The sequence below is a fragment of the Bacillus benzoevorans genome (assembly GCF_014207535.1).
GTDB classification, from domain to species: domain Bacteria; phylum Bacillota; class Bacilli; order Bacillales; family Cytobacillaceae; genus Bacillus_BD; species Bacillus_BD benzoevorans.
Window position 1 is genome coordinate 26,691 of the sequence record NZ_JACHGK010000017.1, and the last position, 17,587, is coordinate 44,277.

Here is a 17,587-nt window from a genome sequence, read left to right on the forward strand (position 1 = left end):
GATTTGATGAAACTCATTTATATTCGTAAACGATGGCTATTATCTTCATTTCTTATTCTGTTATTAGCATTTGCAGGCTGGCAATGGTCTCAACCTTCAGCTATTACTACAACTGGTCAAGTAACAAATCCTGAGAATCAATTTAAGATCAATTTGGTCACGGGTGAGTTTGCTTCTAAAACAGAAGCTGGAAAAGAAATAGAGGCATACCGCTGGGACCCCGGTACGATTGTTATTCCAAAGGGTGAGGAAGTAACGATCAGTATTTATGGGGTAAACGGAAAAGAGCATCCTTTTATCATTGAAGGAACCGACTATAAGGGGACTGTTCAAAAAGGGAAAGAAACCGTTTTTAATGCGAGGTTTGAGAAAGAGGGAACCTATCGCTTAATTTGTTTAACCCATTCCTCTATCGAAAAGAACGGTCCCATGATTGGGTATATTGTCGTGGATTAATAATCAGAGATGAAGAGGTGGAAGAGGTTTCCACCTCTTGTTTGGCTGCGCTAACTTCAAAGCATTCACGAAAAGATTAAAGGAAAGTTAAGATGAAAGAAATCATCACTCAAAAAGGTGATTTCAAATTTTGTTGACATCCCAAACTCTTCACGGAAAAATCAGTACCAAAAAAAATCTTTATTTAGTAGCAAATCCATATTCCTCAAAAACCTTTAATGCAGCGTTGCTTTGTAAATACTTGTAAAATTCTTTTGCTGCTTCGTACTGTTTAGAATCTTTAATGATCCCGGCAGGATAAACAATAGGAGTATGTGTGGCAGGATCGGCGGCTGCGGCAATTTCCACTTTATCTGAAACCAATGCATCTGTTTTGTATACAATTCCAGCGGCAACATTGCCTGTCCCCACATAGGATAATACTTGACGGACGTCTTTCGCATAAACCACTTTTGACTTAACATCTTTCCAAATGCCTATCTTTTCAAGAGACTCTTGTGCATATTTTCCCGCAGGTACTGTTTCAGGAGTTCCAATAGAAATTTTCTTTACATCGGCTTTGGCAAGATCTTCGAAAGCTTTAATCGATCGATCCGCTTTTGGGACAACTAATACGAGTGAATTCCCCAGAAGATCCATCCCATCTCCTTTTGTAATAACCCCTTCTTCAACCAATAAATCAAACTTATCTTCTGCTGCCGAGAAAAATAGATCAACCGGCGCTCCTTGAGAGATTTGCTGCTGCAAAGAACCAGAAGCTCCGTAGTTGAATTTCAGGCGTACTTCGGGATGTTCTTCTTGATAGGTCTGTTGAATCACATCCATTGCATCTTTCAAACTAGCTGCTGCTGAAATGGTCAATTCAACGTTTTTTACCTTTTCCTTACTCTCAGATGCTGTTTGTGTTTCTTTCATGTCTAATGCTTGATCAGGGCTTTGGTTATTAGAACACGCCACTGAAAATATAAGTAAAAATAAGAGAACACTGGCTAATTTAAACTGTTTTCGCATGACTTCACCTCGAATAATTATAAATAGTTATAATTGATTATAACTATTTATATCTTATTATAACTAATTTGATTGATATTTTATTGATAACTCTATGTTAGCTGCGATCAGAATGGTTAAAAATAAGGCAATAGGAAAAATTAAGAAATGAGTTCAATGATAATCTAAATCTCTAAACTTTAAAAGGTGAAAGGGGTGAAACGATGCCGCGAAAGCCTGCTGTGAATGATAATGAAACGGAACTGGAAAAAGAAGCGGAAGAGAAACAAGATGCTGCACCAGAAGGCAGCTCAGAAGAACAGGTAGAAAAACTCACCCGTTTTTTAGCTGCGGTATTGGAATATCTGTCTGATGATGAAGTCGAAGTAATCGATATCGAGTATCTTCTCACGAACACCGAAGGGCTTCGGGAATGGTGGGAGGATTATCAGGAAAACAATCGCAATAAAATAGAACAAGAAATACGGGATTCGTTAGGAGAACTATCTTTGGAAGAACTTCAAAGCATTCACGAAAAGATTAAAGGAAAGTAGAAATGAGGGAAATCATCATTCAAAAAGGTGATTTCCCTTTTTGTTGAACATCGTAACGTTACTGCAGTTGAGTTTTTCGCGAAATGAACCGAGACCAAACTAATTGAAGAATCCCGGCAAGCAATACACCGATTAGCGTGTCTCTCAACCGGTCTGTGGCATATTGTTTTGATTGGTGTTCAAAAACAAAAACAAATAGGATCGTTAGTGCGACTTGATGAAGGATTTTTTTATCCAGTTTCAAATAGATGGAGATGTAACAACCTAAAAGGATTAATATTCCTAAGCTCCATCCACTAACGGGTAAATGTTTTGCTATTAAAAGTGTAACAAATATTCCGATAATGGTTCCCATCATCCGTTTTATCGAGAGGCTCACTGTTTTATCCATTGTTGATTGAATCGTGAGGATCACAGAAAGCGGAGCTAAATAAGGATGGTCGGATCCTAAAAGCTTGGCTAATTCCCAAGCTAAAGTAGAGCCTATTGCTAATTTCCATGCTAATATAGATAGATTTTTATTTGACAATTTTTTACCTTGTGAGACCATATTAACCTCAAGTTTTTAAAATTATTTCCATACGATAAAATCTTATTAGTCAGATGGAAGAGAAATCCTGCCTTTACGGGTCAAATAATGCTATGCTTCTAAAAATAGAATAACCTTACTCAGGTATTACTATGTACAAATTCACGTCGTACTTCGAGCGAAGTGAACGCGGAAAGGAGAATTCAATACAATATAGAAAGAGCGTATTTTAGGTAATTTTAAAAAAATACGCTCTTTCTTTGTATAAGTTATTAGGAAATATGTCTTGTTATTAATTCCGAATCAAATAATCAAATGCCCCTAAGGCTGCTGTTGCCCCGGATCCCATGGAGACGATAATCTGTTTATACAGGCTGTCTGTACAGTCCCCGGCTGCAAATACTCCCGGAATGCTTGTCGATCCATCCTTGCTAGTAATGATTTCGCCATTTTCATTTTGTTCGATATTGTCTGCCAGCCATTCGGTATTTGGTATCGTTCCAATTTGTACAAATACACCTTGCAGCTCAATATGTTGTTCCTTCTCTGTTTCCCGATCGATGTAGGAAATTCCATTTACTTTGTCAGTCCCCGTGATTTCTTTTATTTTCGCATTTTCAATGACAGTCACGTTAGAAAGAGTATGCAAACGGTCCTGCAAAATCGGATCCGCTTTTACCGTTGACCTTGCTAAAAGAGTGACATGCTTAACGATACCAGCCAGGTCAATGGCTGCTTCTACACCGGAATTTCCGCCGCCGATAACAGCCACATTTTTTCCGGCAAACAATGGACCATCACAGTGGGCACAGTAGGCAATTCCTTTATTGCGATACTCTTCTTCTCCCGGTACGCCGGCTTTGCGCCAACGGGCTCCTGTTGAGAGGATGACGGTTTTTCCTTTAAGAACAGCACCGTTTTCTAATTCCACCTCGATGAAGTCCTTCTTTTCGATTCGTTTCGCACGCTGCAGATTCATGATATCGACGTCATATTGTTTCACATGTTCTTCAAGGGTGGCAGCAAGCTTAGGACCTTCTGTATAATTGACGGCAATTAAGTTTTCGATCCCAACTGTGTCCAAAACCTGTCCGCCAAAGCGATCCGCGACAATTCCGGTACGAATTCCTTTACGTGCCGAGTAGATTGCCGCGCTTGCACCTGCCGGACCACCGCCGACAATAAGAACGTCATATGGTTTTTTATGAGCAAATTCAGATGCATCCGGTCCGCTCCCAAGCTTCAAGAGAATTTCTTCTAGTGACATGCGGCCGCTGGAAAAGGGTTCTCCATTTAAATAGACTGTTGGTACAGCCATAATCTCTCTTGCTTCTACTTCTTCTTTAAAAACAGCACCGTCAATCATGGTAGAGGTAATATTCGGATGCAGAACACTCATCACGTTAAGTGCCTGAACCACATCAGGGCAATTATGACAGCTTAAGCTGGCATAGATTTCAAAATGATAACTGCCATTGAGTTTCTTAATTTGGTCAATGACCTTTTGATCCGTTTTGGGAGCACGGCCGCTTACTTGCAATAAAGCTAAGATTAATGAGGTAAACTCATGTCCAAGCGGGATGCCGGCAAAAGTAATCCCTGTATCTTCACTTGGACGGTTCACACTGAAGCTTGGTGTTCGATCTAGTTCCGTTCTTTCTACATGAATATTTGCCGACATAGATGCCAATTCATCTACTAAAGCCGACATATCACGTGAAACGTCATCCGTTCCCACGCTTAATTTGATCTGAATGTCTCCCTCCATAAGCTGCAGGTATTGGGATAATTGGGATTTAATTTCAGTATCTAACATCATATTTTACGTCCTCCTTAATTTTTCCATAGAATTAGGATGGGTGTCCGATTGATAAATATTCATCTGCTCCCTTAGTTCATAAGATTGTGAGGATGTTGCACTTCTTTTATCAAGTTTCATTTTCATATTAATTACGTTAATAATATTAAATACTAATTTATAATAATTATTATATAATTAATATTATAAATTAATATTTTTATTTGTCAAATGATTTCAATTAAATTGACCAGAAATAAAGAGTCAGCCCCCAGGCAGAAGTTATGTTCATTGCATCTGTATATGTTAAAATAGCTGTTACTTACTATACAGGGGTGGGAAAAAATGAAGATTATCTCAATCGAACCAACTCCAAGTCCAAACACGATGAAAATCAATTTAAATGAAGAGCTGCCGATGGGAAAAAGCCATAATTATAAGAAGGAATCGAAGGTAGGGGCACCTGAAGTGGTGCAAAAGATTCTAGAGATTGATGGTGTTAAGGGTGTCTACCATGTGGCGGATTTTTTGGCGGTTGAAAGAAACCCGCGTTTTGATTGGAGAGAGATTTTATCCCAAATCAAGAGGGCATTTGGAACTGATGAGACTGATGATAACGAGCGAAGCCAGACAATGGATGACCATTTTGGAGAAATTAAAGCACAAGTCCTTATGTACAAGGGGGTGCCTGTGCAAATCAAGTTGACAGATGGGACGGAAGAAAAACGGTTTGGACTTCCGGAAAACTTTGCAAATGCAACTCTTAAGGTACAGGGTTTGAACGACAATTATGTACTGGTTAGACGATGGAAGGATTTTGGTGTCCGATACGGAGAAATGGACCAAATTGGTGCCGAAATGTTAGAGGAGCTGCTGGCCGCTTATCCGCCGGAGAGATTGGAAGAGATCATTAAAGAGGCCCAAAACCCTGACAATCAAGCAGTAGTAAAACAACGGAAAAAGGTTAGTATTGAAGATTTCAATCAACCTGATTGGCGTAAAAGATATCAATTATTAGAACAAATGCCTGATCCAACGACTGAGGATTTACCTATGCTGGAGAAAGCATTAGGGGATGAAAAAGCCTCGATTCGAAGACTGGCAGCCGTTTATCTAGGGATGATTAAAGATAAGACTGTCTTGCCATATCTTTACCGTGCCTTGAAAGATAGGAGTGTAACAGTAAGAAGGACTGCCGGAGATTGTTTATCAGACTTAGGATATCCTGAAGCGATGCAGACTATGATGGAGGCGTTAAGGGATGAAAGCAAGCTGGTCCGCTGGCGTGCCGCCATGTTTTTATATGAGGTCGGCGATGAAAGTGTTCTTCCAGCCTTAAAGGCAGCCGAACAGGATCCTGAATTTGAAGTCAGCCTGCAGGTGAAATTGGCGATGTCACGAATTGAACAAGGTGAGGAAGCGAAAGGTTCTGTGTGGAAGCAAATGACCGAGGCTAGAAAAATCAATGAACTTGGTGATGACGGCGGCACTAGAACGGTTTGAAAAAGTTCTTCTTATGGGCAGTGGAAGGGCTTACGTCTCTGCCAAATGCTCAGTTACACCTGATTAAGGCTGCGTGCATGGGATGCAAAATTTAAAAATGCGAAATCTTCTTAAATCTATTAACGCAGTTTTTTCTGGGAAATTAGATTGATATTGTTAGCAGTGTATATGTCAGGTTGTTCTAAAGCCTGACATATACATAAAAATATCCATAATCTTCTATTCACCGACCATATTGGCAAATTCTTTAAGAGAAGTTGAATAATTAATATAGATTCTTGGTATCAAGTAGTTTTCGTCCTTGATGCCTTGCTTAGAATAGAGTTTTGGAATGGTCGTAATCCCGAAAGAATAGTATTTTTTCGTTTCTGCTATTACCTTGTCATTATAACTTCCGTACGGATAAGCAAGCGCAATGACGGGTTTGCCGGTAATGTTTTGAATTTTTTCTTTCGATTCCTTCAGCTCAAATGAATAATTTGTGATTTTTGTTAAGTTTGGATGGGTCGCAGTATGGGACTGAATGGAAAATAGTCCAGAGTCCGAGAGCTTTTTTAAATCAGCACGAGATAAACGATTGGAGCGCCCGATAAAATCAGAAATCACGAAAATGGTGCCAGCAGGCTTAAAAGAATCGCTTTGCAGTTTTTCAAAAATGGCCAATACATTCAGATTGTCTTTATAGCCGTCATCAAAAGTAATAAAAATCGGTTTGTTTACTTTATCGATGTCCTGCCAGCGTTCAAAGGTCAATAGGGTGAAGCCTTGATCCCGTAAGTACTTCATTTGTTCCGCAAAATTTTTAGGCATGACATACAAATCCTTCGGACCGACTCCGGTATACTCATCAATCCAGTGGTAAACTAGAATCGGTACTCTTCGCTCAGCAAAGACTTGAAACGGCAGAAACAGAATAAATAGAAATAGAAAAAAAGATACAGTTTTTTTCAAAAATATTCCTCACCTTTTTTAAATTCTCCCCTTTATTTTCCCACGAAGTAGACTGCCCTATGCCCAAGATTTTCTAAAACATAAAACATGATATATTCTTTTTGTTGAATGAAGTTCTTTATGCACAACAATCTGCCTTCATAATAATTTGAAAGAATTGAGAGACAATATAAATATTATTAGTTAAGAAGTGGAGTCAGGAACGGCTATCAACGGCTATCTGAGCAGCTAAATGTATCACGACAGACTCGCTCGTTCCTAAAAAATAACTTGGAAGATATTAGGGAAACGCGAGAACCGTCCCTTTGTTTTCTGATTAATGGGGAGAAAGAAATGAAAGTATTTGGGGTATTTATCTTTATTCTTCTATTAGCCACTGCTCAAAATTTATTAATAGATATGTTATTAGGATATAAGTTTACTTACGCCGTCTCTCATTTACTTAACCCATTTTGGGTGATTGAAGCCGGAGAGATTATCATGTTAGTCTTTTTTTTTCTATTGACAATTGGTCACCAAATCCTATTGATTAGAAAAAATAAAGCAAACAAACAAAATGGTTCTAGCTAGCCTTCTTCTTCATGCGATTACGAATCATGGCAATTAGCAGCATTGGGAAGGGGAGCACGATGAGATAAAAGCCCAATATGTATTTAATGGCCAGCAAACTTTCTTGTCTGACTTCGGCAGAATCTGAAGCCCATACCATTGAAAGGAATACAATAATAAGTCCAGTTGGTAAAAGAATGGATTGGTGATTTTTTAACTTAAACAAATCAACAATTCCTACTACGGCTCCATATACAAAGATAGAGGCTTTGAAAAAGACCGTAATCAACAAGGTAAACACCGCAATGGCATCAAGCCTTTGAATAAACTCCATAATGTTGACCTTTCCGACAGTTGATAACAAAGGAAACGGAGATCTCTCCACTTCTTCGATACCTAGTACGGCGATATCTAAGCTGATCGTATAACTTAAGACAAGTCCGCTTGCAATGATGGCAGTCACCCCCGCCCTTTTAGCTGATTCCGGGCGATTTAAGTAAGGAAGAATCATGGAAAAGGCAAACATTTGCGCGAAAGGCTGCATAAGTGTGAAGGAAAATGTAGTCTTAAAGATGGGTTTCCATCCATTTTCTAAAAACGGCTGCAAATTCGTAAGATCGACATTTCCTGATAAAAATACGAAAAGATTTCCTAACAATCCTATAGCTATTAACACGACAATAAATACTTCAGCTGTCCGAGCTAATACTTCAATCCCTAAATAAAGTACATAACATATCAAAAGAACCATTAAGATAATAATGGCTAATATGGGGGTTTCCGGTAATATCGATGATAGCAGTAATTCAGCAGATATACGAATATTATGTGCCGAATTATACAGAAAGAACAGAATATAAAGCAAACCAATCAGCCAACCTAAATATTTGCCAAATATTATTCTGACATATCCAGTAAGCGGCAGAGTAGGATATTGACGAAATAAATAGTAATTGATAAAAAATAAGCACACTCCCCCGAACATTCCTAAAAGAATAGCAAGCCAGGCATCTTTTTTTGCCTCTATCCCATAATTGATGACCAATGACGTACCTATCTCAAACATAAACATCAGAATAAATAATTGAGTGACACTAATTTTGACTTTTTCCATATTTTTAAAATACCTCCTTTCGCTGCATCCTTTTACCTTTATTTTATATATGGCTTCGTTCGTAATCCTGATCGTCTGATAAATCCCTTTACCTTAACATCGATTTCAGTCTCGGGAAAGATTTCATCATTCCACTTTCCCTTGATTTCCTTCCACAATTTAGGGTCTTTGCGGTTGAGCGTCTCATCAAAATGAAAAATATCACTTTTTTCTGCTCTTGCGGCTTTTAAAGCCAGCAAGACTTCTTCTTTGATTTCTTGTTCCATCTGTTCTTCAAGCTGGTAAAACGTTTCAGATTTATCAAGAGCAATCGGACAATGTACCTCAGAAATGTGACCTTCTGCACGAATTGCAATATGAATAATAGGTTTTCCCTTTTTTATTTCCGCAGTAATGTTTGATTTTGAGCGCAATACGTCGATGGCAATCCCCAAATCTTTTCCTTTGCAATCAAGGTTCAAAACCGTTTTTTTTAATTCATTATTAATCCATGTCACACCGCGCGCCGCATCTCCGTCTAACCATTTTACAAGTTTCCCCTCTTTAATGATCGCAAGCCCTTTTATTTCCAGCTCTGCATCCGGTGCTATTTGTTGAACATTGGTTAATTTATTCCCTTTTTCCGAATCACCGGTAATTTGAACACCTGCGATATGGGTCACTTCACCACCTATTTGTTGAATCACTTTATCAGCACGGGTGCTTGCAAACTCGCCCCACATTTTTTGCGTGGATTCCAGTCCGCCAACAATTTTAGCAGAAGGGATGGGCTCTAAAGATGTCATGATTTTAAGAACATCCCTTGCTGTGTGATCCTTAACGATTAAAATAGGGAAGAGGGTGCGAAATTGGGAATCACGTTCAATCCAATCAAATAAATCTTTAATTCCTTTTTCTTGTACTAACTCTTGCCCTAAGACCATTAATTGAACATGAGGAAAAAATAGTTCCTGAGGTAATTTTGGCGCAATTTTCCGAAGTGCCTCAGCAACCGTGCTCCCTTTTGCTGAAAAAATCGTAACTGGGGAAGTATTTGTCATCCCGCCTTTCTGTGATCCGCCAGCCACTAATCCTTCATTAATCACTTGGACGGTAACAAGATATCTGTTTTCGGCATCATCGCCACCTGCATCAATCCCAATCGCACTGACAATATCAATATCTTGTAATTCTTTACGATCCCAACAGCCTGACAGACATACAATAGATAAAAGCAACACCATGAGGAAGAGTGGTTTACGTATCATGAGAATCCCTCTTTAATCCGTTATTCTTGTGTTCGATTGTCTCTTGGGGAAGGACCAAGATTTTGAGTAGACCCTGTCCTCTTGATTTTCTTTTGATTGATTAAGCGCGGACGTGTGGATAAAAATGGTTTTGGCACACGCACAAAAGTATCCTTCCAATCAGTAAGAATGAGTGGAGCAAAAGGAGTCAAATACGGGATTCCAAACGAGCGGATGCTGCACGTGTGCGCGACTAAAGCCATGACGCCTAGGCCAATGCCATAAAGCCCAAAGGAAGCTGCTAATACCATCATCAAGAAGCGAAATAAGCGGACTGCATCCATCATCGAATAATGGGGGATCGTAAAACTGGCGATGGCCGTTCCTGCCACCACAATGACCATGGCACTTGAGACAATCCCTGCTGAAACAGCTGCGTCCCCTAACACAAGTGCACCAACGATGGAAACTGCCTGCCCAACCGGGCGCGGCATTCGTACTCCAGCTTCCCGTAATACCTCAAAGGTAAATTCCATTAATAGTGCCTCAATAAAGATCGGAAATGGAATCCCCTGCCGTTGCGCTGTTAAGTTGATGAGTAAAGGGGTCGGAATCAATTCAGGGTGATAGGCAATAAAGGCTATAAAAAGGGCCGGTCCTAAAAGAGTGATTAAGAAAGCAATGATCCGCAAAACTCGCAAAAAACTGGCGATATTCCAGCGTAAGTAATAATCTTCTGCTGTTTGGAAAAATTCAATCCAGGTCGCTGGTAAAATTAAAGCGTCCGGTGTGCCGTCAACAAAAATAACCACACGTCCTTCCAATAATTGACCGGCAACTACATCTGGACGTTCTGTGATAAACGTGGTTGGCCATAACGTCCATACATCATCATTAATCCATTCTTCGATGGTATTTGCACCAATAATCTCATCGGCTTCAATTTTACCGAGCCGTTCTTTGACTTCGGTCAGAAGTTTATCATTGACGATCCCATTCACATACATCATGGATACATCATTTTGGGTGATTTTTCCTAGTTTCATCGTTTCAACCCACAGGTTTGGACTTTTAATGCGATGGCGAACCATGGCTGTGTTGGTAATAAGAGCCTCAACAAAACTTTCTTTCGGTCCCCGGACAGCCGGTTCTGATGTCGGTTCTGTAATCGCCCTTAACTCGCCGCCTTGTGCCGAACAGCTAAGGGCATGATTGCAGTCATCCATGAGAAGAATGGATTCCCCTGATAAGAGAGAATGCAACAGTTTGTCCATATCCGTTATCTCCTTAATGGTTCCAACGGATAAAATATGCTCTTTAATCTCTGTAAATAATGGCATTGGTGACTGTGGAGCAGCCTCATCTGTATGGTCAGCATAATTCATGAGTCTTTCGATCATAAAATTGCTAACGACTTCCATATCGGTTAACCCATTGATATAAACAATGGCTACTGGATGAAAAGAGGGTTTCCCCATTTTAAATTCTCGAATAGCCAGATCACTGCTATTCCCTAAAGCTTCTTTAACAATTTGCAGATTTTTACGTAAATGTTCATTCAATTCCCGTTGGTTTACGAGAATTTCTCTTTCTTCAAACTGTGTTGTCTTCTTGCTGTTTTTTACATTCTTTATGAATCGATTCCATGAACTGCTCATATCTTTCAACACTCCAAGGTGGTAGAGTCTTCCTTTAGAATGCCTATATTTCCAATTTTTAATACACTTACCATAGAAATCTATTGCATAATGGAAACATATTGTACAAACCGCCATAAACCCCCTGGTAACATCAGATCCTGCTTCTTCCACAATTCCCAGCGGCTCATTAATGATGGTTTTTCCAATTGGCAAGCCATAGCATATGCTTGAGTGTTTTGCCACAATTTTTAACAATAACTGTTGCGGACTGTTGATAGACTTCAGCTGTTATCTTCTTTATAGTAAAAATATAAGGAGATGAAAAACATGATTGGTATGAATATTCGTGTTTTACGGAAAAAGCAGAAATGGAGTCAGGAACAACTGGCTGAGAAGGTAAATGTATCGCGTCAGACAGTAGCAAAGTGGGAAAACGGGGAAGCTTTGCCTGATATCTATAAATGCCAAGTTCTTGCAGATTTTTTTCAAGTCAGTTTGGATCAATTATCACGGGATATGAGGGAAGAAGAGATCAACCAACTCGGCCCCAAGGGGAAGCAGTTTTTTGGGGTAGTGAAGGTTGGAGAACGGGGCCAGATTGTCATTCCTAAACAGGCACGCGAAATGTATCAGATTCATCCCGGTGATAAACTGATTGTATTGGGGGAGGATGCCACAAAAGGAATTGCCATCCTAAAAAGTGAGGGTTTTCTGGAATTTGCCGAAATGATTCGAAAAGCCGAATTAAAGGGAGAGGAAGCAGAATGAGCAAGATCGTCTTTTTTTCAATTCCCGCTCATGGTCATACCAATCCGACGATCCCGATTGTTGCAGAGCTGGTCAATAGAGGTCATCAAGTTTGGTATTATTCCTTTCAAGAATTTCAGGGGAAAATCGTAGACACTGGGGCAGTATTTATTGCTTGTGATGAGTTTTTGCCAAAAGCTTCGCAAAAAGAATTGGATCGGAAGGTTGGCAAGGATTTTGCAGCATTAATTGAAATGGCTGCTGATACAACGATGGCTTTAGATGAAAAGGTATGCAGGGAATTGCAAGAAATTCAGCCGGATTGCATTGTATCCGATTCTATATGCTTTTGGGGAAAATTATTTGCCAAGAAGCTGGGAATCTCCTATATTTGCTCGACAACAACATTCGCTTTTAATCAGCATACAGCAAAATTGATGAAGCGAAGTTTTAGCGAAATATGGAGAATGATCAGGGGTATGCCGCGCATAAACATTAAAATTCAGGAACTCAAACGCCATGGATATGAGGTAGAGAGTTTTGTCTCTCTGATTCAAAATGATAATGAAACGGATACCATTGTTTACACAGCGAAAGAATTTCAGCCGATGGCAGATACCTTTTCTAACCGCTATGCCTTTGTCGGGCCATCTATTAGGCAATCTCTGCCAGTGCAGAATGTTAAAAAAGATAGAAAAGTAGTCTATATTTCTCTTGGAACGGTACTCAATCAAAATCAGGATTTTTACCACACCTGCATCAAAGCCTTTGCCAATACGGACTATGAAGTTGTGATGTCAGTTGGCGGCAAAACGGAGATTTCTTCCTTTGGCAGCATCCCGGGAAATTTTACAATAAAAGCCTCTGTGGATCAGATAGCTGTATTTCAAACAGCCGATATATTTATAACGCATTGCGGTATGAATAGTGTGAATGAAAGTCTGTATTTCGGAGTTCCAATGGTCTTATTCCCACAGCATAGTGAACAAAGAACAGTCGCCAACCGGGTTGTGGAACTAGGTGCAGGAATAATGCTGAAGGGGAAGAAGGCAAAAGATCTGGCAGCAGCGGCAGCTGAGGTGCTCGCGAATCCTATCTATAAGGAAAATGCACAGAAACTGTCCGAAACCTTTCACAGAGCCGGCGGTGCAGTTAAGGCAGCCGATGTCATTCTTGCTAAAATCGAGAAAGAATCTTAATGGAGATAGGCTTGTCGAAAACAGGGACATCGTCCGGAAAAATGAACATGGAATTTCAAAAATTCCTCCCTCTAAAACGAACGAAGAAAACAAAAAAAGGTGTTTTAAATGTTATTTTGATTGAGTGACTGATGGTCCCACAGCCAAAACAGGAATCTGGGTACCGGTCAAATAGGAAAAAGCTTTGCCTCAGCAGATGTCTTCAATTATCCCGGTTTTTTCTCCTTTAAATAACCAATTGGAATAAATAGAAACACACTAAACCGTGCTTTTGTTGCCTTGTTACTATTGAAAATTATTATTTTTTGTCGGAAAATATAAACAAGGAAATGGGGGGATATGGTGAAAAGAGTATTGGAGGGTCAAAAGAATCTTGAATATTGCGTAAAACAGAAATTAAGGGAATTGGCAGAAAATAAGAACCTTACGGATTATAAAAGCATGGGCTTAATTGAACTAGAATCTTTATTAGCAAAGAACTTTAGAGGCTTCAGTTTAAGAAAAAATTTCTTAAACAAAAGCATGACGATTTCTTGGTTCGAAGAAGGAAAACAATCTGGAATCAGATACTCGTCTGATTCTGCATCTGGTGAAATATACGAAGAGGACATCAATTAGATTGTAAATAAAATGAGACAGGTTGAAACCTGTCTCATTTTCCACTTTCTATGAAACTGGTCCCTTGTCCCTGGAATAAATTAGGGAAACGCGAGAAACGTCCCCTTGTGTTAAATCATTAAAAAGATAAGCGGTGTTGTTGCGATGCAGAGGATGGATGAAAGGATGGTGCTTTTGGCTGCAAATTCTTCATCTCCGCCGTATTCCGTGGCCATAAGTGTCGTATTTCCGGCGATTGGCATCGCAAGCAATATCGCCAAAACCGCAATCATCAGTTCATTCCCATCAGATGGGAACAATTTAAGCAGCAGGACGATGACCAGCGGTGCGGCAATCAAGCGGACAAAGGAAATTTGATATTGCGTACGGTTATTAAACAATTCTTTTAAAGGATACTCACTTAGCGTCAATCCGATAATGAACATGGAAAGCGGACCGGTCATATCACCAAGCATCGACACCGTTCCCTGCACGAAACCAGGCAATGGAATCTGCGTGAAAAAGAGGAACAGCGCAATATAAAGTCCGATCATGACGTTATTAAGGAATACGGCCTTCCAGTTAAATTTGAAATTCTTTTTATCACCGGCAATGACGATAACGCCAGCGGAAAAGAAGAAAAGACTATACGCGATATTCGCGAAGGTTGCCAGGAACAATCCATCGGATCCATACATGGCATTTATGACCGGGAAACCCATATAGCCCAGATTGGAAAAAGTAGAACCTAACAGCCATATCCCTTGCTTGCCGGACTCTACTTTAAAAAGTATCATAAATATAAACCCGATAACAAAACAGACGAAAAACCCAGCACTAGTCAAAACAAGAGTCATGATCCCCTTTTTGAACAATTCTCCATTGTAAGGCTGTACAACAGCATCAACCACCATAAGCGGCAAAGTGACCTTAAGCAAAACAAAGGTTAGGTCATTCTTAAATCCAGACCTCACATATTTTTTCGCCCCAATGAAATACCCGATAATAATAATAATTAAAAAGACCCATAAATTTTCAATTAAAGTCGTCATTTGCTGCATTGCTTCGAATTCCTTCTTCCTAACATCAATAATGGTGTTCCAAGATGTCTCCAAATTTATAAAATTCGTATTATGCTAGTGTGTCCTTCATCATTAACTATTTTGCTATGTTGCTAATACGAATAATTGATTAATAGATAGATCATATTTTAGTCGCTTTTTGTAGGGAAAGCAAACCGCAATGCTTCCAGCGAAAATGGCGGGGATGCAAATGTGTTGGCGCGTACGATGAATTTTGAGTTTTTAAGACCTGTGTTTACCGGGGATATCATTACTTGCGAAGTGAAACAGGAAGAGGCGGAAACCGAGAAAAGCTGTCTTTATGAAGACGGCAAAAGGACAGGAAGAGGGAGGAAGCGGGATTTTGGGCTATACTCCCATAACTCTTTCTTTTTGGTTAATCCCCCATATATTGGATCTGTTTTATCTTCCTCCTGCCTTCTATAATGAATAAGATAGAGAAAAAGACTAATAGGATGCTTTGGAGGAAGAGAGATTCATGAAAGACAATGTTGTTGCATTCCCGGGGAAAAGATTTGATCCGATTAATTCCGTGTTTTTTCTTTTGTCGCATGAGCTGCCGCTGCTGGAGGCCATTTCAACCGTAATGGCGCAAATTACGGCAAAATATGAATTGACGGAAGAGGAACTGGGAGACATTTGGCTCATGTTGTATGAGAAGTTTCTGATCAATCATTTTGAAAAATAAAGAAAGCTTTGGGGATGATCTCCACAGCTTTCTTTGTTTCCCTTAAGAAATTTGTTTCTTCCATCATGATAGGCGAAGCTCATGTTAACATCTTACATATTTGCGTTTGAAACCAATCCTGTCTTTTTCTATTTCTTTTTGAATACTTTGGTAAGCATTTAGGAAACTGCTTTTTTTCTTGTCCCGTTTGATTTCTACTGTACCCACTTCTTCTGCGGTTTGGACTGCTTTTTCATGGAGCGGCAAATAGGAAATTCCCACGGTGTAGAGAAAATTATTCATCGAAGCCTTCGTTCGTTCTGGTGCGTCATGAATCGTATTTTTCACAAGAACAAGCATATCGGAAATCTTTCTTTCGGAAAATTCATGGTCCGGGTGATTTCCTAAAAGCCAGCAGTAGCAGCTCCAACCCGCTGACATTCTCAGTTCATCACCGCTTGTAATCCATTTATCCGCAACGTCTTGGGCAATGTCTGACTCCGATAAAGTGACGGCCACCACATAATCGGACAGCATATAAAAATACGCCCCATCCATCCAACGGTCAAAATCCGACTCCGTCATGGCTTTTGGGTCTGCAATAATGCCTGCAAAGTACATAGCATCGTAGTTTCCTGTGGCATAAAGCTCTTCGGCTAAACGTTGATTGATTTTTATTTTCTTTGCGATTGGTTTCATAGCACCTGTAGCCACACCAAAAAGCGGCTCGTGCGCGCCATTGGATATGTATATTTTTTTCGTTCGTTCCTTACCCAATGCTTCAAGCTCTTGCATCACGGTTTCGCAATCCATATTTGGCACATCCTTTCTTATAATTAAGACCCAGAAAAAAATCTCCCTACTCTTTATAATAACCGTACCTGATGCTGTTGCAGAAACGCCCCCGGAATACATTACATATTCTTTATCGTAAGGAAAAGTCAATTCCCCACTTCTTTAGGCAAACGATAAGAGGCAAATGGTTCTCCATTTTTGAAAGGCAGGCTTACGTGATCGAGTGCTTCGAGAGTTGATGAGTCTAAGTTTAGCGATAGACATTCCATATTTTCAATGACTTGTTCTTCCCGTGTGGCACCGACAATAATCGTAGAAACGACCGGGCGGCTTAACAGCCAGGAGAGCGATAATGCTGCAGGGGATGCATCAAGTTCTTTTGCTATCGTAGAAACTTGGTTCGCAAGCTGCAAATATTTGGCGCCAAGCCGTTGGCTGATAATCGAATTCGGATCTGTGTCTAATCGGGAACCTTCAGGAACTTTTGTCCCATCGCCATACTTCCCGGTTAAAATGCCGGCTGCAAGAGGGAAATAAGGAATGACTCCAGCGCCTTGATCGAGACAACATGGAATCAGCTCTCGTTCAATGGTACGGTCAGCAAGGGAATAGGATTGCTGCACGGAGATAAATTGTGAAAGCCCATCTCGTTCGCTAATGCCTAGCGCCTTCATCAGTTCCCATGCTGCATAGTTGGAAGCACCAATATAGCGGACCTTTCCGGCACGGACAAGATCATCAAGTGTTCTTAATGTCTCTTCTAAAGGGGTATTCGGATCGAAACTATGAATTTGGTACAAATCGATATAGTCGGTTCGGAGCCGCTTAAGGCTGCCCTCAATCTCACGTTGAATATGGTATCGGGAAGAACCTTTGTCATTTGGCCCTTTCCCACAAGGAAGTCCTGCTTTCGTAGCAAGGATGACCTCATGTCTCTTGCTTTCCAATGCTTCTCCGATGATACTCTCAGACATAGTATTTGTATAAATATTGGCGGTATCAATAAAATTGATGCCTTGATCCAGTGCTTGGTGAATGACGCGGGTAGAAGCAGCCTTGTCAGCTCGTTTGCCGAATGCATTTGTCCCAAGACCTAAAGCAGAAACACGTAATCCACTATTTCCGAGATAGCGATATTTCATTTTCGTAACCCCCCAGTTTCTGTTTATGGTGATTTCTGTACACTAACA

The 17,587-nt window shown here is 40.1% G+C and carries 18 protein-coding genes and 1 pseudogene; 9 read left to right on the top strand and 10 right to left on the bottom strand.

Annotated features, from left to right (window positions below):
* Positions 1-6 precede the first annotated feature (6 nt).
* A complete protein-coding gene (locus HNR53_RS18390) occupies positions 7-456 on the top strand; it encodes a cupredoxin domain-containing protein (RefSeq protein ID WP_184528757.1) in 450 nt (149 codons plus the stop codon).
* Between the two features lie 180 nt (positions 457-636).
* On the opposite strand, the gene modA is transcribed toward HNR53_RS18390, so the two are convergent.
* A complete protein-coding gene (modA, locus tag HNR53_RS18395; protein WP_184528759.1) occupies positions 637-1,467 on the bottom strand; it encodes a molybdate ABC transporter substrate-binding protein in 831 nt (276 codons plus the stop codon).
* Between the two features lie 203 nt (positions 1,468-1,670).
* On the opposite strand from modA, the gene HNR53_RS18400 reads away from it, so the two are divergent.
* Entirely contained in the window at positions 1,671-2,000 is a 330-nt protein-coding gene (locus HNR53_RS18400; RefSeq protein WP_184528761.1) for a hypothetical protein, read from the top strand.
* 58 nt (positions 2,001-2,058) lie between these two features.
* Here the strand turns inward: HNR53_RS18400 and HNR53_RS18405 are convergent, their stop codons facing one another.
* Both HNR53_RS18405 and ahpF read right to left on the bottom strand, forming a co-directional pair.
* Positions 2,059-2,529 (bottom strand): FUSC family protein, encoded by a 471-nt coding sequence (locus HNR53_RS18405; protein WP_184528763.1) that lies wholly within the window; start codon positions 2,527-2,529, stop codon positions 2,059-2,061.
* 292 nt (positions 2,530-2,821) lie between these two features.
* A complete protein-coding gene (gene ahpF / locus HNR53_RS18410; protein WP_184528766.1) occupies positions 2,822-4,348 on the bottom strand; it encodes an alkyl hydroperoxide reductase subunit F in 1,527 nt (508 codons plus the stop codon).
* 324 nt (positions 4,349-4,672) lie between these two features.
* Between ahpF and HNR53_RS18415 the strand changes: the two genes are divergently transcribed.
* Positions 4,673-5,830 (top strand): conserved virulence factor C family protein, encoded by a 1,158-nt coding sequence (locus HNR53_RS18415; RefSeq protein ID WP_184528768.1) that lies wholly within the window; start codon positions 4,673-4,675, stop codon positions 5,828-5,830.
* A 219-nt stretch (positions 5,831-6,049) separates the two neighbouring features.
* On the opposite strand, the gene HNR53_RS18420 is transcribed toward HNR53_RS18415, so the two are convergent.
* Positions 6,050-6,781, bottom strand: a complete 732-nt coding sequence (locus HNR53_RS18420) for a polysaccharide deacetylase family protein (protein ID WP_184528770.1) — start codon at positions 6,779-6,781, stop codon at positions 6,050-6,052.
* A gap of 333 nt (positions 6,782-7,114) precedes the next feature.
* Here HNR53_RS18420 and HNR53_RS18425 point away from each other — a divergent pair, with 333 nt between their 5' ends.
* Positions 7,115-7,351, top strand: a complete 237-nt coding sequence (locus tag HNR53_RS18425; RefSeq protein WP_184528772.1) for a YczF family membrane protein — start codon at positions 7,115-7,117, stop codon at positions 7,349-7,351.
* On the opposite strand, the gene HNR53_RS18430 is transcribed toward HNR53_RS18425, so the two are convergent.
* The 3 genes from HNR53_RS18430 to HNR53_RS18440 are packed head-to-tail and all read right to left on the bottom strand — an operon-like array spanning position 7,344 to position 11,328.
* Positions 7,344-8,444 (bottom strand): GerAB/ArcD/ProY family transporter, encoded by a 1,101-nt coding sequence (locus HNR53_RS18430; RefSeq protein ID WP_184528774.1) that lies wholly within the window; start codon positions 8,442-8,444, stop codon positions 7,344-7,346. The genes HNR53_RS18425 and HNR53_RS18430 overlap by 8 nt on opposite strands.
* Positions 8,445-8,482: 38 nt before the next feature.
* A complete protein-coding gene (locus HNR53_RS18435; RefSeq protein WP_184528776.1) occupies positions 8,483-9,691 on the bottom strand; it encodes a Ger(x)C family spore germination protein in 1,209 nt (402 codons plus the stop codon).
* Between the two features lie 20 nt (positions 9,692-9,711).
* Positions 9,712-11,328: a spore germination protein gene (locus tag HNR53_RS18440; RefSeq protein ID WP_184528779.1), complete on the bottom strand. Its 1,617-nt coding sequence runs from the start codon at positions 11,326-11,328 to the stop codon at positions 9,712-9,714.
* Between the two features lie 309 nt (positions 11,329-11,637).
* On the opposite strand from HNR53_RS18440, the gene HNR53_RS18445 reads away from it, so the two are divergent.
* The 3 genes from HNR53_RS18445 to HNR53_RS18455 all read left to right on the top strand — a co-directional run bounded on the left by HNR53_RS18445 (position 11,638) and on the right by HNR53_RS18455 (position 13,874).
* Positions 11,638-12,078 carry a helix-turn-helix domain-containing protein gene (locus HNR53_RS18445; RefSeq protein WP_184528781.1) on the top strand — a complete coding sequence of 147 codons (441 nt, stop codon included), beginning with the start codon at positions 11,638-11,640 and terminating at the stop codon, positions 12,076-12,078.
* The gene (locus HNR53_RS18450; protein WP_184528783.1) at positions 12,075-13,256 is read left to right on the top strand and encodes a macrolide family glycosyltransferase; all 1,182 of its coding nucleotides are present in this window, start codon (positions 12,075-12,077) and stop codon (positions 13,254-13,256) included. The genes HNR53_RS18445 and HNR53_RS18450 overlap by 4 nt, the downstream gene beginning before the upstream one ends.
* Before the next feature lie 339 nt (positions 13,257-13,595).
* Entirely contained in the window at positions 13,596-13,874 is a 279-nt protein-coding gene (locus HNR53_RS18455) for a hypothetical protein (protein ID WP_184528785.1), read from the top strand.
* Positions 13,875-13,984: 110 nt separating this feature from the next.
* On the opposite strand, the gene HNR53_RS18460 is transcribed toward HNR53_RS18455, so the two are convergent.
* A complete protein-coding gene (locus tag HNR53_RS18460) occupies positions 13,985-14,914 on the bottom strand; it encodes an AEC family transporter (RefSeq protein WP_184528787.1) in 930 nt (309 codons plus the stop codon).
* A gap of 198 nt (positions 14,915-15,112) precedes the next feature.
* On the opposite strand from HNR53_RS18460, the pseudogene HNR53_RS23725 reads away from it, so the two are divergent.
* Together HNR53_RS23725 and HNR53_RS18465 are read left to right on the top strand one after the other, a co-directional pair.
* Positions 15,113-15,226 (top strand): annotated as a pseudogene (locus HNR53_RS23725) (enoyl-CoA hydratase); the annotation flags it as partial.
* A 187-nt stretch (positions 15,227-15,413) separates the two neighbouring features.
* Complete coding sequence (locus HNR53_RS18465) at positions 15,414-15,623, top strand: hypothetical protein (protein WP_184528789.1); 210 nt, start codon at positions 15,414-15,416, stop codon at positions 15,621-15,623.
* 84 nt (positions 15,624-15,707) lie between these two features.
* Here HNR53_RS18465 and HNR53_RS18470 read toward each other — a convergent pair whose 3' ends face one another.
* Together HNR53_RS18470 and HNR53_RS18475 are read right to left on the bottom strand one after the other, a co-directional pair.
* Positions 15,708-16,415: a DNA alkylation repair protein gene (locus HNR53_RS18470; protein ID WP_184528791.1), complete on the bottom strand. Its 708-nt coding sequence runs from the start codon at positions 16,413-16,415 to the stop codon at positions 15,708-15,710.
* 128 nt (positions 16,416-16,543) lie between these two features.
* Positions 16,544-17,539 carry an aldo/keto reductase gene (locus HNR53_RS18475; protein WP_184528793.1) on the bottom strand — a complete coding sequence of 332 codons (996 nt, stop codon included), beginning with the start codon at positions 17,537-17,539 and terminating at the stop codon, positions 16,544-16,546.
* Between the last annotated feature and the right edge of the window lie 48 nt (positions 17,540-17,587).